This window comes from Streptomyces sp. NPDC059994 (assembly GCF_042737755.1).
In the GTDB taxonomy this organism is placed as follows: domain Bacteria; phylum Actinomycetota; class Actinomycetes; order Streptomycetales; family Streptomycetaceae; genus Streptomyces.
Genome location: NZ_JBHWUR010000021.1, coordinates 68529 through 86075, shown reverse-complemented (window position 1 = coordinate 86075; position 17547 = coordinate 68529). Strand labels below are relative to the sequence as shown.

Here is a 17547-nt window from a genome sequence, read left to right as displayed (position 1 = left end):
GGCCTGCGGCCCCTGCACCCCGCTTCGGGGCTCCGCCCCGGACCCCGGCACGGGGGTGGGTGGGTTACCTGAGAGCGCAGCCCCCTGCACCCGCTTCGGGGCTCCGCCCCGGACCCCGCTCCTCAAACGCCGGAGGGGCTGATTTTGGCCGGGCCCCGCTCCTCACACCGGAGAGGCTGAATTTGGCCGGGCCCCGCCCCTCACACCCGAGGGGCTGAATTTGGCCGGGCCCTGCTCCTCGCACCCGAGGGGCTGAACTTCGGCCGGGCCCCGTTCTGCCTTAAGGGGCGCGGGGAACTGCGCGACCAGCCACAGACGACCCGCAGACGAACGGGACCGCGGCGGAGCCGCAAACGTCACAGCGGGAACCGGCGAGGTGGGGCTAATCCTGCCTGGTCGGCGGGCGTTGCGTCAGGCTGGTGAACGCGTCCAGGTTTCGGGTCGACTCCCCGCGCGACACCCTCCACTCGTACTCCCGCCGGATCGCCGACGCGAAGCCCAGTTCCAGGAGGGTGTTGAAGGAGCCGTCCGCCTCCTCCAGGACCGTGCCCAGGAGGCGGTCCAGTTCCTCCGGGGTGATCGAGGAGAGCGGGAACTTGCCCGCCAGGTAGACGTCTCCGAGGTTGTCGACCGCGTAACTCACCCCGTAGAGGCGGAGGTTGCGCTCAAGGAGCCAGCGGTGGACGCCCGCGTCGTTCTCGTCGGGGTGGCGGACCACGAACGCGTTGACCGACAACGAGTGGCGGCCGACCCGCAGCGAGCACGTCGTGGACAGCTTTCGCGTGCCCGGCAGCTTCACCACGTACGAGCCCGGTTCAGGGGACTCCCACTCCAGCTCGGCGTCCTTGAGGTACGCGTCGATCACAGCCAGTGCGTCAGCCATGGTGCGAGCGTACGCGACGGCGGTGTTCGTGCATCGCCGCGGTGTAGACGTCCGCCGTGGCCGACGCGGCCGTCCCCCAGCCGAAGGACTGGGCGTGCCGGGCGGCCGCCGCGCCCATCCGGTCCGTCAGCGACGGGTCGTCCAGGAAGCGGCGCAGGGCGCGCGCGTAGTCGCCGGGGTCGTGGCCGGGGATCAGGAAGCCGGTCTCGCCGGACCGCACCGCGACCGGCAGACCGCCCACCGCCGCCGCCACCACCGGCGTCCCCGCCGCCTGCGCCTCGATCGCCACCAGTCCGAAGGACTCGCTGTACGAGGGCATGACCAGCACCGACGCCGCCCGGAACCAGTCCGCGAGCCGGTCCTGGCCCACCGGCGGGTGGAATCGGACCACGTCCGAGATGCCGAGCCGGGCCGCCAGCTTGTGCAGCCCCTCCGGCTTGGCCAGACCGCTGCCCGACGGGCCGCCGATCACCGGCACCACGAGCCGCGAGCGCAGCGACGGGTTCTCGGTGAGCAGCGCCGCCACCGCCCGCAGCAGGATGTCGGGCGCCTTCAGCGGCTGGATGCGGCCCGCGAAGAGCGGGATCACGGCGTCCTGTGGCAGGCCGAGCCGGGCCCGCGCCGCCGCCCGGCCGTCGGCGGGGCGGAAGCGGTCCAGGTTCACGCCGGGGTGGACGACCGCGACCTTGCCGGGGTCGGCGTCGTAGAAGCGGACGAGCTCGTCGGCCTCCTCGGCGGTGTTGGCGATCAGCCGGTCCGCCGCGTTGACGATCTGCGTCTCGCCGATCACCCGGGCCGCGGGCTCGGGCGTGTCGCCGTCGGCGAGCGCGGCGTTCTTGACCTTGGCCATGGTGTGCATGGCGTGCACCAGCGGCACGCCCCAGCGCTCGGCGGCGAGCCAGCCGACGTGGCCGGAGAGCCAGTAGTGGGAGTGGACCAGGTCGTAGTGGCCGGGCCGGTGGCCCGCCCAGGCCTGCATCACACCGTGGGTGAAGGCGCACAGCTGGGCCGGCAGCTCTTCTTTGGCCAGGCCCTCGTACGGCCCCGCGTCGACGTGCCGGACCAGGACCCCGGGCGCCATCTCCACGGTCGGGGCAAGCCCGCCCGTGGTCGCCCGGGTGAAGATCTCGACCTCGATGTTGATCGCGGCGAGCCGCTTGGCGAGCTCCACGATGTAGACGTTCATCCCGCCCGCGTCGCCCGTGCCCGGCTGGTGCAGCGGGGAGGTGTGGACGCTGAGCATGGCGATCCGCCGCGGCCTGCGGTGGCCCCCGGGGAGCCTGAGCCGGGGCGGCCCCGCCAGGGTGCCGGTGAACCGGGACACGTACTGGCTCACGTCGACGTCCTCTCGACCGGGGGCAGGGCGGGTGGGGCTGGGTTCTGGTGGGGCTGGTTCTGGTGGGGCTGGTTCTGGTGGGGCTGGTTCTGGTGGGGCTGGGCATGACTTGCGGAGGGCACGTACGCGCCCTCAGTGAGCGGTAACCACCGGAACCCTTCCTTTCATTTCCGCTTCCCCGCACTTTTGCCGAAAACTTGCCCGCCACCAGCCCTCACCAGGGGCGCCTACCCTCGTCGTATGGCTCCACCCAAGCGACCCGTCGGCACCGTCACGCGCGGCACCACCAATCCCAATCGGCTGCGCCGCATGGACCGCTGGATCGCCGAGGTCCACGGGCCCGCGCTGCGCCGTGCCGAGGCGCCGGTCGCGGTGGACCTGGGGTACGGGGCGGCCCCCTGGACGGCCGTCGAGCTGCTGCGGCGGCTGCGGGCCGCCGCGCCCGCCGTTTCGGTGGTGGGGATCGAGATCGAGCCCGCCCGGGTCGCGGCCGCCAAGCCGTACGAGAGGGAGGGCCTCACCTTCCTGCACGGCGGCTTCGAGGTGCCGCTGCCCCATGCGCCGCTGCTGATCCGGGCGGCCAACGTGCTGCGGCAGTACGAGGAGGGCGAGGTCGCGGCGGTGTGGGCGCGGCTGTGCGGGCGGCTCGCGGAGGGCGGGCTGCTGGTCGAGGGCACCTGCGACGAGATCGGGCGGCGGCACGTGTGGGTGGCGCTCGACGCGTCGGGCCCGCGCACGGTGACGTTCGCGACGCGGCTCGGCTCCCTGGAGCGCCCCTCCGACCTGGCGGAGCGGCTGCCGAAGGCGCTGATCCACCGGAACGTGCCGGGCGAGCCGGTCCACGCGTTCCTGCGCGACTTCGACCGGGCGTGGGCGGCGGCGGCCCCGTACGCCTCGCTGGGCGCGCGGCAGCGGTGGATCCGGGCGGTCCGGGACCTGGCGGCGGACTGGCCGCTGCGGGACGGGCCGCGGCGGTGGCGGCAGGGGGAGGTCACGGTGGAGTGGGGGGCGCTGGCGCCGCGGGGGTGAAGGCGGGGCGGCAGGAAGGGTGACTTCCGGAGCCGGCTGACCTCGCACGGGTGAATACCGGGGTCGGTCGGCGTCGAAGGGAACGCACCGCGCCTGCCGTTCGTCCCACACGCGGGGGGTGACCCGTGAGGTGCCGTCCGCCCCTGTCGTTTTGGGGGACGGCATGGCACCATCACGACGTTGCCAGAATGTTACTGACGGTAAATCAGCTACCGTTTTGCCTGGTGTTGTCCGGTTGTCCGGAGGGGGAGACTTAGTGCAGCCGCGCCGCTTGGCCACCGCGATCACCGTGGTGTGCGCCTTGACCGTGCTCGCGATGCCGGCCACGGCGTTCGCCGCGCCGAATCCGAAGCCGGACCCGACCACGTCGACCGCTCCCCCGGCCCTGCCGGTGTCGTCGAAGAGCCTCGACGACGTGCGCAAGGAGATAGACGAGCTCTACCGGCAGGCGGCGGTCGCGACCGAGGCGTACAACCAGGCCCAGGAGCAGACCAAGCTCCAGTCCGCGGAGATCGTGAAGATCGCCCAGGAGATCGTCAAGGGCGAGGAGCGGATCAAGCGGCTGAAGGACCAGGCGGGGGCGGCGGCCCGGCTGCAGTACCGCACGGGCGGGCTGCCGCTCGGCGCGCAGATGATGCTCAGCGGCAACCCGGACGGCTTCCTGGACGGCGCCGACCGGCTGCGCCAGGGCCAGCAGGCCAATCAGGGAATGCTGGCCGAACTGAACCGTACGCAACAGGACTTGGCGCAGTACTCGAAGGACGCCTCCGCCCAGTGGAGGAAGCTGGAGGCGAACCGGGTCAAGAAGGAGACCGCCAAGAAGGAGATCACCGGCAAGATCGCGGCCGCCGAGAAGCTGGAGTCCCAGCTGGAGGCGAAGGAGCGCGAGCGGCTGGCGGAGCTGGAGCGGCAGCAGCAGTACAAGGCGCAGACGGACTGGCTCAGTTCGGGGATATTGAAGGAGATCAACGGCCGGGCGAGCGAGCAGGGCCGCAAGGCGGTCAGGTTCGCGACCGACCAGATCGGCAAGCCGTACGTGTGGGGAGCGGAGGGGCCGAAGTCGTACGACTGCTCCGGCCTGACCTCCCAGGCGTGGCTGGCGGCGGGCCGGGGCATTCCGCGCACCTCGCAGGAGCAGTGGGCGCAGCTGCCGCATGTCGCCATCAAGGACATGCGCCCGGGCGATCTCATCATCTACTTCTCGGACGCGACGCACGTCGGGATGTACGTCGGCGACGGCGCGATCGTGCACGCGCCCCGGCCGGGGCGGAACGTGACGGTCGCGGGTGCGGGCACGATGCCGATCCTGGGGGTCGTCCGCCCGGACAGGTAAGACGTCGTCCGTCCGGACAGGTAAGACGTCGTCCGTCCGGACAAGTGAGACGTCGACCACCCGGACGACGATGGGGCATGCGCCCGGGCGAGTGAGGTGTCAGGCGCCCGGACAAGTGCGGCATGTGGCATATGCCATGAGCCATTTGCCGAACAGTCATCGAACGCCATTCCGCTGCGCGGTCCACTGACGCTAGGGTCCCGGACTGGCGGCAACGCAGCCCGGCGTTCCGCGGCGCCCTCGGGAGGAGGGAGACCGGAATGCCCGCACCGCATATGTGGTCCCCTCGGACGCCCCCGCCGGGACCGGGTGAACCGTCCCCGGCAACCCCGCCTGCCCCGGGCCCCTTGGCCCCGTCCCCCGGCCTGCCGGGGACGCGTGTGCCCGACGGGCTGGTGGGCGCGGGCGGTCCTGACGCCCTCTCGGGCGCGGGTGGAGCCGTCGTGCCGACGGCGCCGGGCGCGTCCGGTGCGAGCGGTTCGGGGCTGGAGGTGAGCCCGCACGCAACCGCGCCGCAGGCAGCCGCGACCGCGACCGCCGCCCTCAACCTCCTCGTCATCGAGGACGACCCCGGTGGCCCCTTCACCGTCTCCGAGCTGCTGCACACCGCCGGGACCCGGGTGCGGATCCGTACCGCGCGCAACCTCACCGAGGCCGAGCGGCTGCTCACCGATGATGTGAACTGCATCCTGCTCGACCTCGCGCTGCCCGGCCGCGACCCGGCCGACGAGCTCGCCGCGCTGCGGCACCTGCTGCGGCTGGCGCCCGGGCACGCGGTCCTCGCCCTCACCGCCTCCACCCACGCCGAACGCGCCGCCGAGGCCGTCCGCGTCGGCGCGCAGGACTACCTCTTCCGCGACGAGCTGGACGGCAGACTGCTGAGCCGGGCCATCCGGTACGCGGTGGAGCGCAAGCGCGCCGACACCGCGCAGTACAAGCTCGCGGAGTCACGGCTGCGCGCCCAGGAGAACGCCCGCCTGGAGCGCGGGCTGCTCCCGACACCGCTCCTGGACGGCTCCGACCTGCGGTTCGCCGCCCGCTACCGGCCGGGCCGGTCCCGCGCCCTGCTCGGCGGCGACTTCTACGACACGGTCCGCACCCCCGACGGCACCGTCCACGCCATGATCGGCGACGTCTGCGGCCACGGCCCCGACGAAGCCGCCCTCGGCGTCGAACTCCGCATCGCCTGGCGGGCATTGACGCTGGCCGGTCTGTGCGGCGACGCGCTTCTGACGACCCTTCAGCAGGTCCTGGAGCACGAGCGCGACAGCGACGAGATCTTCGCGACGCTCTGTACGGTCGACATCGCCCCGGACGGCCGCCGCGCCGAGCTGAGCCTGGCGGGCCACCCGGCCCCGCTGATCACCCGCGCGGGCAGCCCCGCGAGCCTGCTCGCGTACGAGAGCGGGGGCCCGGCGCTCGGGCTGCTGCCCCAGACCCACTGGCCGCGCCGCCGGGTCGAACTGGGCGGGGCGTGGAGCCTGTTGATGTACACGGACGGCCTGATCGAGGGCCACACCGGCGTCGGCAACCAGCGGCTGGGCCAGGAAGGCATGACCGAGATGGTCAACCGTCTGCTGACCACGGGCCTGCGCGGCGAGTCACTCCTGGAGGCGGCGGTCACCGAGGCCCGCGAGCTCAACGGCGGTGAACTCACCGACGACGTGGCGGTGTTGCTGCTCGAAAGGGCCGGGCCGGGCGACTGATCCGTACGTGCGCGAACAGACGGGCTAGCGACCGCCGTTGTACGGCCCGTACGGACCGTCGCTGCTCGATCCGCCGCGACGGCCGCCGCGCCCACGCCCGCGGCCGCCGCTGATCTGGCGCACCGCCGGGCGGACGTCCACGATGTAGACGATCACCGCCACCGCGCCGATGACCGGCAGGAACGAGAGCAGCGGGAACAGCACGCTGACCAGCAGTGCGATGGCCAGGATGATCAGCCAGAACGGCTTGGTCTGCTTGTCCACCGCACGGAACGCGTCCTCGCGGCGGAAGGCCGCATCCACGAGCGCGAACAGACTCAATGCGGTCAGGGCTGTACTCAGCAGCCACATGAACCCCGTGAATCCCTGCATCAGCACGGTACGTCCACCACCTTTCCCGGAATCGCTCCTACGCGGCCAAGGTACCCGTCAAACGTGGCGGGCACCGAAATGGTGCCCGCCGCCGCGACGGCCCCCGCTCACTCCGAGGGCTTGGCCGCGGTCTTCTTCGCCGTGCTCTTGCGCGCGGTCGCCTTCTTGGCGGCCGCGGGCTTGGCCTCGGCGGAGGCGGACGTGTCGGACGGCTCCGCGGAGTCGGCGGCCGGGGCCTCGGAAGCGGGCTCCGGGTCCGGCTCGACGGCCTCGGCGACCTGCAAGATCTCCTCGGCGGCCTCGCCGCGCCACTCCTTGACGACCTCCTGGCCGCGCTCGGCCACCTTGTCGTACCCCTCGCGGGCCTTGACCAGGGACTCGGCGGCGAAGCCGACCGCCTGGAGGGCGAGGTGCTGGACGGAGTCGCCCAGCTTCTTCACGTCGCCGTCGAGCGCGCCGACGACCTCGTTCACCTTCGCGGTGACGGCGGCCTGGGCCTCCTTGGCCTGGGCGACGACCTTGTCCTGGACGACCTTGGGGTCGGTCTTGCGCACGGCCTCGATCCGCGCCGGGACCTCGGTCTGGATCCGCTCGACAAGCACCGGGATCTTCTCCGGGACCTTCGCGGCCTGCTTGGCGCCGAGGTCGAGCGCGCCGGCGACGAAGAAGAGGGGCTTGGGGTCGGTCAGGGCGTTACGCAGCTCATCGGTGACAGCCATGCTGGTTTCCTCCCGGATCAGTACGTCGATCAGTACGTGGCTCAGCTCTTGGGAGCCGATGGGGCATCGCCCGTGCCGTCGTCCTCGCCCTTGCCCCGGTCCCGGCCCGCGGCCGAAGCAGGTGCGTCCGCGTCGAGCCCGTTCTCCTTGCGGAAGGACTCGTAGATCTGGATCAGCACCTGCTTCTGCCGCTCGTCGAGCGAAGGGTCGGCGAGGATGACGCTCCGTGTCTCCGCCGCTTCCGGCGCCCGTTCGTCGAGGATCCCGGCCTGCACGTACAGCGTCTCGGCGGAGATCCGCAGCGCCTTGGCGAGCTGCTGCAGGATGTCCGCGCTCGGCTTGCGCAGCCCGCGCTCGATCTGGCTCAGATACGGATTGGACACCCCGGCGGCATCCGCGAGCTGCCGCAACGAGAGCTGGGCGTTACGCCGCTGCTCGCGCAGGAACCCGCCGAGATTGCCGACGTTGAGCGATGCCATACCCCGATACTGCCCTCTCCCCGCTAACTATTGCAAGCACGTGCTTGCAAAAGTGTGCGACGCCACGTCGGCCCGGCGAGTCGGGCCCGACTCGCCGGGCCCGGGGACCCGGCCCGCCCACGTCAGGCCTGGCTCGCCTCCACCTCCAGGGTGATCTTGATCGTGTCGCCGAGGGCCGCGCCCGTCGTGCCGCCGTGGACGCCGAAGGCCTTGCGGCTGATCTGGGTGGTCGCGGAGAAGCCCGCCACCGCGCGGCCCTCGTAGCCCTTGGTGAAGCCGTTCAGCTCCAGGTCGAGGGTGACGGGCCGGGTGACGCCGCGGACGGTCAGCTCGCCGTCGGCCAGGAAGCCGTCGCCGTTGCCCGGCCGGATCCCCGTGGAGCGGAAGGTCATCTCGGGGAACTCCTCCGCGTGCAGGAATTCCTCCGACCGTACGTGGACGTCGCGCTGGTCATGCGCCGTGGAGACCGAGGCGATCTTGATCGTCGCGGTGACCGACGACTCCAGCGGGTTCTCGGCGAGCACGATCTCGCCCTCGAACTCGTCGAACCGGCCGCGCACATTGGCGATGCCCAAGTGCCTTACCGAGAAGGCGATTTCGGAGTGGACCGGGTCGATCGCCCAGATGCCGGGCGTGTAGCCGGGCAGATCGGCGGCCGAGACGGCCGGCTCGGGAGAGGTGGAGGAGGTGGACATGCTGGTGAGGCCCCCAGAAGACGTAAGCGGTCGGGTGGTCGAGTGCTCGCCTTGCCTTGTGCTGCCCTGCGCCGCCTTGCCCTGCGTAGGGCTCGGTCCCTTGCTTGAACCCACAACATAGTGAGTCGGCGCCGCTCTCGCACCCAACTGCCTTATTCCCTCGGCATGTTGAACGCTGTCACCGAAGCGCGTCCGGCAGCGGCCTGCTGTGCAGGACCTCCAGCCGGGACACCGCCCGCGTCAGCACCACGTACAGCCGGTGCAGCCCCCGCTCCTCCGCCTCCGCGATCGCCGCCGGCTCCACGGCCACCACATGGTCGTACTCCAGGCCCTTCGCCACCGTCGCGGGCAGCACCGTCACCCGGGCCGCCGCCGTCAGGTCGTCCGCCTCCGCCGTCGCCACGCCCGCCGCCGCGAGGGCCGCGCGCAGCTCCGGCACGGCCGCGTCACACGCGATCACGCCCACCGAGCCCTCCCGCGCGAGCGCCGCCCGTACCGAGTCCACAAGCGCGGACCGCACGTCCTCCACCCGCCGCAGCGACAGCTCGCCGTCCCGGCGCAGCGAGCGGGACGGCGGTACGGCGACGTCGAGCGCCCCGAGCAGCCCGTTCGCCAGGGCCACGATCGCCGCCGGGACCCGGAAGCCGGCCGTCAGCGGGACCACCGGGGCGTCCGGCTTACCGAGGTGCGCCAGGTGCTCCGCCCAGTCGCGGGCCGCCCACGGGGTGGTGCCCTGCGCCAGGTCGCCGAGCACGGTCAGCGAGCCGAAGCCGGAGCGGCGGGCGACGGCGCGGCACTGCATCGGGGAGAGGTCCTGCGCCTCGTCGACGACGATGTGGCCGTATCCCTGCGGGCGTTCGATCAGTCCCGCGAGCTCGTCGAGCAGGACCTGGTCGGCCGCCGACCACTTGGCCGACTTGTACGAGCGCGGCGCCCGGCTCCACAGCAGCCGCTTCTGCTCCTCGGCACCGAGCACGCCGTCGCCGGCCGCCGCCAGCGCGTCCGGGTCGGTGAAGAGCGCCGCCAGGACCTCCTCGGGCGTGACCTTCGGCCAGGCCGCGTCCACGAACGCGGAGACCGGGCGGGCCCGTGAAATCCGGTGCAGCCAGGTGTTGCTCATCGGCCCGGCCCGGCGCTCGGCCTCCAGCTGGATGACGCGGACGGCCCGGCTGCGGACCCGCTCGCGGCCCACGGCGTACGGGGGCGCCTCGGCCCGTACCTCCGCGACGATCTCCGCCAGCTCGCCTCCGGTCACCCGCCAGCGGTACGAGCCGTCGGGCACCTCGACCGGCCCGAACCGCCCGGCCGGGGCGCCGACCCGCACGTACAGCGCCCGGTGCAGCACCCGTGCCATCCGGGCGTCGTGCTTGACGACCGCCGCGGCCTCGTCGTCGACCGCCCGGACGGGCCCGCGTGCGACCTCGTCGTCGACCGTGGACTGCCGGATGCCGATCTCGCCGAGGGCGGGCAGGACCTGGGCGATGTAGTGGAGGAAGGTCCGGTTGGGGCCGAGGACCAGGAGGCCGCCGCGCTGGATGCGCTGCGGATGGGTGTAGAGCAGATACGCGGCCCGGTGCAGCCCGACCGCCGTCTTGCCGGTGCCGGGGGCGCCCTGGACGCAGAGGGACTGGCCGAGCCCGGAACGTACGAGGTCGTCCTGCTCGGGCTGGATGGTGGCGGCGATGTCGCGCATGGGGCCTACGCGGGGGCGCTCGATCTCGGCGGCGAGGATGCCGCCGGGGGCGCCGCTCCGCTCGTTGTCGTGCCCGGCCCCCAGCCGTTCGTCCTCCATGCCCGTGAGGTCCTCGGGGGCGCCTCGGCTGCCCGGGGCCCAGCCGAAGCGGCGGCGGACGGCGACGCCCAGCGGGTCGCGGGCTCCGGCCTGGTAGAAGGTCCGCGAGACGGGCGCCCGCCAGTCGACGACCAGCGGCGGCGCCGAGGGGTGCTCGCTGATACGGCGGCGGCCGATGTAGTAGCGCTGCCCGGCGTGGCCGCCGGACGCCCCGCCGTCCTCGAAGTCGAGCCGCCCGAAGAACAGCGGACTCTCCGGCTCCTGCCGCAACTCCTTGGCCCAGCTGCGCAGTTGATAGCCGAGCACTTCGGCGTCCGCGCCGGAGGCGAACGCGTTCTCACCGGTCAAGACCCGGACGTCCGCGCCCTCGACCATGCCGGCCAGGGCCGCGCGGCAGGCTTCGTGGTAGGTCCGTTCCTGGCTGAGTTCGCGGTCGAGTGGCGTCATGGAATCCAGCGTAACGCAACTCAGTTACATTTTTAACTCAGTAACGAAATATGGGGCGGGGCCTTGGCGTCCTGTCAGGCGTAACGCCCGAGCCCATCCCTCAGCTGCGCGAACGCCTCCTCGGCGGCCACGACCGCGTCCGCGTGCACCGCCTCGGCGCTCTCGCCGGCCTGGATCCGCCGCCAGTTCTCGTCCGCGAGGATCCGCTGTACGGCGATGATCTGCCCGGCGGCGAGGCGCGCCCCGATGTCCGTGCCCAGGGCCGCCGCGAGCGCGCCCTCCGCCCGGCCCTGGTACGAGAACAGCCGCGCCACCAGGCTCGGCGTCCCGTAGAGCAGCCCGTGGTACGCGCGGACCCGGGGATCGTCGTTCAGCCCCGTCACCGGGTCGCGGCCGTCGAGCCCGGCCAGGAAGTGGCGGCGCAGGGCGGGGAGCGGCGCGATCCCCTCCGTACGCCCCTGCGCGACCACCCGGGCGGCCTCGTCCTCATGGTCGGAGAACCGGTGCAGGGCCAGGTCCTCCTTGGCCGGGAAGTAGCGGAAGAGGGTCGGCTTGGAGATCCCGGCGGCGGCCGCCACCTCCGCGACCGGCACGTTGTCGAAGCCCTTCTCCAGGAACAGGGCGATCGCCACGTCCGAGACGGCCTGGTACGTCTGCTGCTTCTTCTGCTCCCGCAAGCCCATGGGGGTGAGGGTACGGGGAGCCGCGGGAGGGGCCGGGACGACGGGCGCTTGACCTCAACCCCACTTGAGGAAAAAGACTCCGATCAAGAACGTTTTCGGCAAGGCCTTTCGGCGAACGACGGGGATGGGTGATCGGTATGCGCGTGGCACTGGTGGAGAAGTTCGGCGGCCCGGAGGTACTGATTCCGGCGGAGCTGCCGGACCCGGTGGCCGGGCCCGACGAGGTGGTCGTCGCGGTCGACCACATCGACACGCTCTTCGTGCAGACGCAGATACGGGCGGGGGCGTTCGGGGAGTACTTCGACGTCAAGCCGCCGTACGTGCCCGGCGGCGGCGTCTCCGGCACGGTGACCTCGACCGGCGCGGAGGTCGACCCGGCGGTGTGGGCGGGGCGCCGGGTGATCGCCGCCGTCGACCCCGGCAGCTACGCCTCGCTGGCCGCCGTTCCCGTCGACCACCTGGTCCCGGTCCCCGACGGCCTCGGCCTGCGCGAGGCGGCCGCACTGGTCCACGACAGCGTGACGGCCCTGGCCCTGCTGGACCTCACGGCCCTGAAGGCGGGCGAGACGGTCCTGATCACGGGAGCGTCGGGGGGCATGGGCACGCTCCTGGTGCAGTTGGCGCGGGCGCGGGGCGCGCGGGTGGTGGGGGTGGCGCGGGGCCCCGAAAAGGTGGCTCTGGTACGGGAGTTGGGCGCGCACGAGGTGGTGGACGCGGCGTCCACGGACTGGCCCCGTCACGCCGCCGAGGCGCTCGGCGGCGCGGGCGCGGACGTGGTCCTGGACGGAGTGGGCGGCGAACTCGGCGCGGCGGCCTTCCCCCTGACGGCCCACGGCGGCCGCTTCTCGGCCCACGGCGCCCCCACGGGCCACGGCTTCGCCGCGGTGCCGGCCGATGAGGCCGGCCGCCGCGCCATCACGGTGCTGGGCATCGCGGACGTCCAACTCACCCCTTCGCGGCGCGTGGCCTTGGCGACCCGCGCCCTGGAGGAGGCGGCAGCGGGCCGCCTGCGCACGGTGATCGGGGCGGTGTACCCGCTGGAGCGGGCGGGGGAGGCGCATGCGGCTATTGAGGGGCGGGGGCTGGTGGGCAAGGTGGTGTTGAGCGTGTAGGGGGCGAGGCGGCTCCGCCCGGACCCCGGTTCATCCGCCGCTCGGTGCGGCTGGTCGCGCCCACGTGGCGGAGCCGCACAACGTCACAGCCCCGCGCCCCTGAATGCGCCCCTCCGGGACGCCAAGGGGATGCCGCGCGGCGGCATTCAAGGGGCGCGGGGAACTGCGACCAGCCACACACCCCGCGGGCACACACCGGCCCGAAAGGGGGTGCGCCCCGCTCCCCCTACCCCCGCCGCGCCGCCCGCTCCCGCAGCCACTCCCCGTACGCCGCCCGGATCTCTCCCTGCGTGGGGACCGTGGGCAGCCCGAGAGCGTCCTTCGCCACGGCCAGCACCCGCTGGACCTTGCGGGCGGCCCTAGCCAGGCGCAGCCGGCTAGGGCCCGGTCCGGCAGCTCCGTCGGCGCCCGGGCACGCCCCCGTACCCACCGTCACCGCTCCCGCCACCAGCGCCAGCGCCCCCGCACCAAGCAGCAGTGCCACGGCCGTGCGGATGACGTCGGTGTAGACGGACTGCGCCTGCTTGAACGCCAGCAGGTGCGGAAGGTCCTGCTCCCAGCCGTCGCAGCCACCGGGGCGCGCGGCCTCGACCGCCCCCCGCCACGCCTCCTTGACCCGCAGCGCGTCGCACTCGGGGTAGTTCATGAGGTGCAGATGGGTCGCCAGGTCGTACAACGGGTCCCCGATCATGGCGAGTTCCCAGTCGATGAACCAGAGGTCGTCCCGAGAGTCGACGATCAGGTTCCGCCGGTGCAGATCGCCGTGGACGAGGGAGAACGGCCGCGAGGTCAGTCCCCTGGCCCGCTCCCGCAGCCCATTCAGCGAAGTGGCCGAAACACCCAGCCTGTCGAATAGCGAGCCGAACTCCCCGATGTTCCTCTGGTAGACCTCGTACTGCGTGAAGTCGATCAGGCCGCCGAGGAAGCCGGACGTGTCCCCGTCCCGGACCGGTGGCCGGGACTCGACCTCGGGAAGCGTTTCCAGGGCCAGCTCGCCGTGCTTGATGGCGGCCAGCTGCCCGAATAATGCCCCGAGTTGGCTGACGTGACGCCCGGAGAGGCGGCCGGGCCAGAATCTCCCGTCCCGGAGCGTACGGCCCTCGACGAAACCCTGGAGGAACACCTCCCCGGTGAATTCGGCGCATTCCGGAATGCGGGAGACGCGCCCCTTCAGCGCCATCAGCAACTGGTCCTCGGAGGCGAAAGTACGCCGGTCGAACCAGAGCAGCCCCTCCCGGCGCACCCGCAGCTTTCCCCGCGCATAACCCTCGCCGAGCGGATTTCCTGGCGGAAGCACGATCGCGTACGCCTCGTGGTGGTGCCCCTGGAGCGGCCCGGTCACCCCCCGGTCGCCGTCCCGGCTGAGCTCGACCGCGGCCCGGCGGGCCGGGGACGCCGTTTCGGTTGCCATCGTGTCGAGCCTTCGGGGTGCGGCGCGGGTGAGGTGCCGCGGGGGGACGGACGAGCTGAAGCGGGATGCTAGCGGGCCGCCGGGCCGGAATGGGCAGATCCGGCTGTTCTCACCGCGGGTGTCGCCCGGAACCTCTCCGCCCCACCTCGCCGCCGACGCCGTCACCTGCCCAAAAGCTCGCTGAGGGACTCCACGACCGGCACTCGGCCATACCATCGGCGTTCACGATTCCGTTCGCCTGACGCGCGGCTTTCCCTGGGTTCTGGTACGAAGGCGATGAACGGCACCCCGAGCCTGTCGGCGGCCCTCAGATCGTTCTTCGAGTCCCCGATCATGACGGACTCCTCCGGCTTGGACCCGGTCGAGTCGAGGACGCGCAGCAACGAGTCGGGGTCCGGCTTCAGCTTGGCGATGTCCTGCCCCCGGCCATGGATGTGCGCACCGAAACTCCCGGCGAGGTCCATCCGCCTGAGATACGCGACGACGGCCTCGGGTGAATTGTTCGTGGCAATGCCGAGCCGGGTCCGTACGGCAGCCAGCTCACGTATCAATTCAGCGGCGCCCTCCGTCGGTCGAGCCGACTCGGCGGCCCGTTCCTCCTGCTCGGTGAGACGTTTCTCCAGTTCCTCCACACAGGGGTCTCCCGGATAGCTCTGCTCGACCAGCCCGAGATATCCGAGGGGATCTGCCGCGAATTCGCCGGGCGGTACGGCGACTTCGAGATCCTTTTCCAGCCAGGCGTGCAGGTCCCTCACCACAACGGAGGCCCTGTGGCTCGCGAAGAGGCTGCACACCGGCCCGTCGAAGTCGAAGATGACGCAATTCGCAGTATTGAGGAGATCGCGCGGGTTGCCCACATCGCTCCATCCGTCGAGGAGAAGGCAGAATAGCGTCGCCCCGCCTTCCATACTGCCCTGCCTCCCCGACGCTCCATTCCTCAGCGCCCGAGGTCGAGGCTGGTGGTGATGGTCTTCCACAGGTTGTCGAACCACCGCTGCGACCGCTCCACGAACGCCGCGTCCCGCGCCCCCTCGCTGCACAGGTACTGGAACAGCATCGACTGATTGCCCAGCGAGTCATAGATCTCCACGGACGTGTCCGCGATCTCCTGTTCGCGTTCGGTGATGTCGTAGTAGCCGAACAGCGCCTCGGAGCCGTTGAGCAGGTACAGCTTGATCGGCGAGGTCAGCGGGAGCGCCTGGAACTCGATGCGGACGTCGATGTCCTCGATGATGCGCAGTGCCTCCAAGTTGTCCCGCAGGACCAGCCCTTGGGTGTTGCGCTGGCTCAGCCACCGTTCGTGGACCAGCCGGTCGCCGTCCGCAGAGCGGTGGACCGGGCGGGGGAAGGCGAGGTTGATGCCCCGGTCCGGCAGCAGGACCCGCACATGGACCGAGTCCGGGCGGAACAGGCCCGCGTGGATCGCGCCGAGCGGTTCACCCAGGGCCAGGTTGAGGGTCTCCGTGGTCAGACAGACCGCGTCGATCCGCACCTCCCGCGCACGGAACGCCTCCGCCACCCGGGGGCTGAGGACCGCCGCCGTACGCTTCGGCTCCTCGTCGGACGGGCGGGAGGCGGCCGGTACGGCGCTGGCGATCTTCGCCGGGGCGCCCTTGCGGCCCTCGGTGATCAGGCCCTCGCCGTGCAGCTGCTGGAGGGCCTGGCGCACCACCGTCCGCTCCACGCCGTAGTGCTCCACCAGCCAGGCCTGGGTGGGCAGTTTGGCGCCGACCTTGAGCTCTCCCGCGCGGATCCGGGCCCGCAGGGAGGCCGCCACGTCGTCGGACGTGCGCCTGGCGTTCCCGCTGTCGGTCACCTCAGGTTCCGAAGTCACATCTGAACGCTACAACTATCCGCCAGCCAAGGGGAGTTGTTCGCGAGTTGGTTTATGGGTCTTCAGATGGCGGGACAACTTCACCAAGTTGTCCGCCAACTTGGTGAAGTTCGCGCGGGAGCTCGGGAGCTTCACCGGCGGATCTCTACGGGGAGGGACCTCCATGCCATTGATCGCGCTGTTCATCGCCCTAGCCGTCGTCGCCTCCGAGAAGCTGGTCCACCACAAGCTCGGGGCCGTGGGCACCGTGGGGGCCGTGGTGCTGTCCGTCGGCGTCCAGACCCACGACAACACCTTCATCGTCATCGGCGCGGCGGCGATCCTGGCCGCACTGATCCCGCAGGCGGACAAGTGATCCGGGAGCGCCGGGGCCGCCAAGCGGAAACCGCCCCGGCCGCCGCCCTCAGAACATGTCCGGGCACCAAGCCCGCCGCGACGTCCGCAAGAGGGCGTCCGCCCGGGCCGCTGCCCCCGCCGTCTCCTCGGCGGCCCGGCCCAGCGCGGCCAGTCGTACCGCCGACTCGTCGCCCAGGTACAGCGCCCCCAACTCCCGTATGTCCAGAGCCAGATCGGCCCGCCCGGTCGTCGGTGCGCACTCCGCGCCGGACGGGTCCGCGTCCAGGCGGTAGCGCCCCGAGGAGAGGCCGGACGCGTCCGTGACCTCCAGGACCAGGGTGCCCGAGGACGCGTACGTACGTGCTTCCAGGGCCCGTACGACGTCCAGCACCCGCAGCCACAGGAAGTCCGCGTGCGTCACCATCCGGGCCGCGCGCGGGTCCGGGAGGAGCAGCGGGAGCAGGTCGTCGGGGGCGCGGTAGCCGGTGCGGACCTTGGTGATCCAGTCGACGGAGCAGATGAAGTGCCACAGGGCGCGCTCGGCGGCCGGGGTCAGCCCGAGCAGTCCGCGTACCGTCGCCGTGTTCAGCGGCTGCTTGGCGTCCGTCCACGTCTCGTCCGCGTGGTAGTCCGCCAGACCCTCCACCTCGCCCGCCGCCGAGCGGTACACCGCCCAGAACGGCTCCTTCCAGGGGTGGTCGTCCCGCTTGGCCGCCCCCGTGTTCAGGTCCCACCAGCGCGCGGAGCGGCTCACCGCGCCGGGCTGGGCGGCCCGGAAGCGCTCGAAGAGTTCGGGGCCCAGCTTGCGTACGTCCTCGGAGCCGGCCAGCTCGATGCGGCCGCCGTCGTCCGGTCCCGACCAGCGCGGGTCCAGGCCCGACCGGCCGGTGTCGACCTCCCACTCGGCGGTCCAGCTGGCGGGGCCGAATCCGTACCGCCCGTAGATCGGGTACTCGGCGGCGATCAGCGTCGCCGCCACCTCGCCGCGCTCCTTCGCCGCCGCCAGGTCGTTCGCCATCATCCGGCTGAGCAGGCCGCGCCTGCGGTGGGTCGGGGAGACGGTGACGTTGGTGACCGCGCTGGTGGGGACGGCCGCGCCGCCCACCACGGTCAGCTCCTGAGCGAACGAGCGGCAGGTCGCCACGCACCGGCCGTTGTCGAACACGCCCTGCGTACGCGCCAGATCGCTGTTGGCCAGCCGGCTCGCCAGGTCGTTCTCGCCCACCACCGGCGGCCGCAGGAAGCCGATGTTGACGGCCTTGAGCCAGTCGCCGAACTCGGCTTCGGAGACGGTACGGAGGTCGAGGGAGGGGGTGGCGGGATCGGCGGAGGCGGCGTCGCGGCGGGTCGGGCTCATACCGCCACGCTAGGCACGCCCCG

At 72.0% G+C, this 17547-nt stretch carries 17 protein-coding genes; 5 read left to right on the top strand and 12 right to left on the bottom strand.

Features of this window, described 5'->3' with window-relative positions; translation table 11 throughout:
* Nucleotides 1–382: 382 nt before the first annotated feature.
* Both ACFWA7_RS14240 and mshA read right to left on the bottom strand, forming a co-directional pair.
* A complete protein-coding gene (locus tag ACFWA7_RS14240) occupies nucleotides 383–883 on the bottom strand; it encodes a YbjN domain-containing protein (protein ID WP_385543102.1) in 501 nt (166 codons plus the stop codon).
* Nucleotides 876–2219 (bottom strand): D-inositol-3-phosphate glycosyltransferase, encoded by a 1344-nt coding sequence (gene mshA, locus ACFWA7_RS14235; RefSeq protein ID WP_385543099.1) that lies wholly within the window; start codon nucleotides 2217–2219, stop codon nucleotides 876–878. Before mshA ends, ACFWA7_RS14240 begins: the two co-directional genes overlap by 8 nt.
* Before the next feature lie 240 nt (nucleotides 2220–2459).
* On the opposite strand from mshA, the gene ACFWA7_RS14230 reads away from it, so the two are divergent.
* The 3 genes from ACFWA7_RS14230 (at nucleotide 2460) to ACFWA7_RS14220 (ending at nucleotide 6287) form a co-directional block, all read left to right on the top strand.
* A complete protein-coding gene (locus ACFWA7_RS14230) occupies nucleotides 2460–3248 on the top strand; it encodes a class I SAM-dependent methyltransferase (RefSeq protein ID WP_385543096.1) in 789 nt (262 codons plus the stop codon).
* A 316-nt stretch (nucleotides 3249–3564) separates the two neighbouring features.
* A complete protein-coding gene (locus tag ACFWA7_RS14225; protein ID WP_385543109.1) occupies nucleotides 3565–4581 on the top strand; it encodes an NlpC/P60 family protein in 1017 nt (338 codons plus the stop codon).
* Nucleotides 4582–4841: 260 nt separating this feature from the next.
* The gene (locus ACFWA7_RS14220; protein ID WP_385823051.1) at nucleotides 4842–6287 is read left to right on the top strand and encodes a PP2C family protein-serine/threonine phosphatase; all 1446 of its coding nucleotides are present in this window, start codon (nucleotides 4842–4844) and stop codon (nucleotides 6285–6287) included.
* A gap of 24 nt (nucleotides 6288–6311) precedes the next feature.
* Here the strand turns inward: ACFWA7_RS14220 and ACFWA7_RS14215 are convergent, their stop codons facing one another.
* The 6 genes from ACFWA7_RS14215 to ACFWA7_RS14190 all read right to left on the bottom strand — a co-directional run bounded on the left by ACFWA7_RS14215 (nucleotide 6312) and on the right by ACFWA7_RS14190 (nucleotide 11474).
* Nucleotides 6312–6665, bottom strand: coding sequence for a DUF2516 family protein (locus tag ACFWA7_RS14215; RefSeq protein WP_385543090.1), 354 nt, complete (start codon nucleotides 6663–6665; stop codon nucleotides 6312–6314).
* 101 nt (nucleotides 6666–6766) lie between these two features.
* Entirely contained in the window at nucleotides 6767–7378 is a 612-nt protein-coding gene (locus ACFWA7_RS14210; RefSeq protein ID WP_385543087.1) for a hypothetical protein, read from the bottom strand.
* A 41-nt stretch (nucleotides 7379–7419) separates the two neighbouring features.
* Entirely contained in the window at nucleotides 7420–7857 is a 438-nt protein-coding gene (locus ACFWA7_RS14205) for a helix-turn-helix domain-containing protein (RefSeq protein ID WP_385543085.1), read from the bottom strand.
* 122 nt (nucleotides 7858–7979) lie between these two features.
* Nucleotides 7980–8552 carry a YceI family protein gene (locus ACFWA7_RS14200; RefSeq protein ID WP_385823049.1) on the bottom strand — a complete coding sequence of 191 codons (573 nt, stop codon included), beginning with the start codon at nucleotides 8550–8552 and terminating at the stop codon, nucleotides 7980–7982.
* A gap of 178 nt (nucleotides 8553–8730) precedes the next feature.
* Nucleotides 8731–10791, bottom strand: a complete 2061-nt coding sequence (locus ACFWA7_RS14195; RefSeq protein ID WP_385823047.1) for a HelD family protein — start codon at nucleotides 10789–10791, stop codon at nucleotides 8731–8733.
* Between the two features lie 74 nt (nucleotides 10792–10865).
* On the bottom strand, nucleotides 10866–11474 hold the full coding sequence (locus ACFWA7_RS14190; RefSeq protein ID WP_385823045.1) for a TetR family transcriptional regulator: 609 nt from the start codon (nucleotides 11472–11474) through the stop codon (nucleotides 10866–10868).
* A gap of 137 nt (nucleotides 11475–11611) precedes the next feature.
* Between ACFWA7_RS14190 and ACFWA7_RS14185 the strand changes: the two genes are divergently transcribed.
* Nucleotides 11612–12586 (top strand): zinc-binding dehydrogenase, encoded by a 975-nt coding sequence (locus tag ACFWA7_RS14185; protein ID WP_385823043.1) that lies wholly within the window; start codon nucleotides 11612–11614, stop codon nucleotides 12584–12586.
* Between the two features lie 226 nt (nucleotides 12587–12812).
* Here the strand turns inward: ACFWA7_RS14185 and ACFWA7_RS14180 are convergent, their stop codons facing one another.
* The 3 genes from ACFWA7_RS14180 to ACFWA7_RS14170 form a co-directional block, all read right to left on the bottom strand.
* A complete protein-coding gene (locus tag ACFWA7_RS14180; protein WP_385823041.1) occupies nucleotides 12813–13997 on the bottom strand; it encodes a phosphotransferase in 1185 nt (394 codons plus the stop codon).
* A gap of 161 nt (nucleotides 13998–14158) precedes the next feature.
* Nucleotides 14159–14905 (bottom strand): HAD family hydrolase, encoded by a 747-nt coding sequence (locus ACFWA7_RS14175; RefSeq protein ID WP_385823039.1) that lies wholly within the window; start codon nucleotides 14903–14905, stop codon nucleotides 14159–14161.
* A 29-nt stretch (nucleotides 14906–14934) separates the two neighbouring features.
* On the bottom strand, nucleotides 14935–15831 hold the full coding sequence (locus tag ACFWA7_RS14170) for a winged helix-turn-helix domain-containing protein (protein ID WP_385543066.1): 897 nt from the start codon (nucleotides 15829–15831) through the stop codon (nucleotides 14935–14937).
* Between the two features lie 163 nt (nucleotides 15832–15994).
* Between ACFWA7_RS14170 and ACFWA7_RS14165 the strand changes: the two genes are divergently transcribed.
* Nucleotides 15995–16186 (top strand): hypothetical protein, encoded by a 192-nt coding sequence (locus ACFWA7_RS14165; RefSeq protein WP_385543063.1) that lies wholly within the window; start codon nucleotides 15995–15997, stop codon nucleotides 16184–16186.
* A gap of 48 nt (nucleotides 16187–16234) precedes the next feature.
* Here ACFWA7_RS14165 and ACFWA7_RS14160 read toward each other — a convergent pair whose 3' ends face one another.
* Nucleotides 16235–17524, bottom strand: coding sequence for a GNAT family N-acetyltransferase (locus ACFWA7_RS14160; protein WP_385543060.1), 1290 nt, complete (start codon nucleotides 17522–17524; stop codon nucleotides 16235–16237).
* Nucleotides 17525–17547: the final 23 nt, after the last annotated feature.

What these genes read in the sequence shown, in the direction of transcription:
- ACFWA7_RS14240 (WP_385543102.1), bottom strand. Translation starts at nt 883, where the DNA reads ATGGCTGACGCACTGGCTGTGATCGACGCGTACCTCAAGGACGCCGAG.
- ACFWA7_RS14230 (WP_385543096.1), top strand. Translation starts at nt 2,460, where the DNA reads ATGGCTCCACCCAAGCGACCCGTCGGCACCGTCACGCGCGGCACCACC.
- ACFWA7_RS14225 (WP_385543109.1), top strand. Translation starts at nt 3,565, where the DNA reads ATGCCGGCCACGGCGTTCGCCGCGCCGAATCCGAAGCCGGACCCGACC.
- ACFWA7_RS14220 (WP_385823051.1), top strand. Translation starts at nt 4,842, where the DNA reads ATGCCCGCACCGCATATGTGGTCCCCTCGGACGCCCCCGCCGGGACCG.
- ACFWA7_RS14210 (WP_385543087.1), bottom strand. Translation starts at nt 7,378, where the DNA reads ATGGCTGTCACCGATGAGCTGCGTAACGCCCTGACCGACCCCAAGCCC.
- ACFWA7_RS14205 (WP_385543085.1), bottom strand. Translation starts at nt 7,857, where the DNA reads ATGGCATCGCTCAACGTCGGCAATCTCGGCGGGTTCCTGCGCGAGCAG.
- ACFWA7_RS14200 (WP_385823049.1), bottom strand. Translation starts at nt 8,552, where the DNA reads ATGTCCACCTCCTCCACCTCTCCCGAGCCGGCCGTCTCGGCCGCCGAT.
- ACFWA7_RS14195 (WP_385823047.1), bottom strand. Translation starts at nt 10,791, where the DNA reads ATGACGCCACTCGACCGCGAACTCAGCCAGGAACGGACCTACCACGAA.
- ACFWA7_RS14190 (WP_385823045.1), bottom strand. Translation starts at nt 11,474, where the DNA reads ATGGGCTTGCGGGAGCAGAAGAAGCAGCAGACGTACCAGGCCGTCTCG.
- ACFWA7_RS14185 (WP_385823043.1), top strand. Translation starts at nt 11,612, where the DNA reads ATGCGCGTGGCACTGGTGGAGAAGTTCGGCGGCCCGGAGGTACTGATT.
- ACFWA7_RS14180 (WP_385823041.1), bottom strand. Translation starts at nt 13,997, where the DNA reads ATGGCAACCGAAACGGCGTCCCCGGCCCGCCGGGCCGCGGTCGAGCTC.
- ACFWA7_RS14175 (WP_385823039.1), bottom strand. Translation starts at nt 14,905, where the DNA reads ATGGAAGGCGGGGCGACGCTATTCTGCCTTCTCCTCGACGGATGGAGC.
- ACFWA7_RS14165 (WP_385543063.1), top strand. Translation starts at nt 15,995, where the DNA reads ATGCCATTGATCGCGCTGTTCATCGCCCTAGCCGTCGTCGCCTCCGAG.
- ACFWA7_RS14160 (WP_385543060.1), bottom strand. Translation starts at nt 17,524, where the DNA reads ATGAGCCCGACCCGCCGCGACGCCGCCTCCGCCGATCCCGCCACCCCC.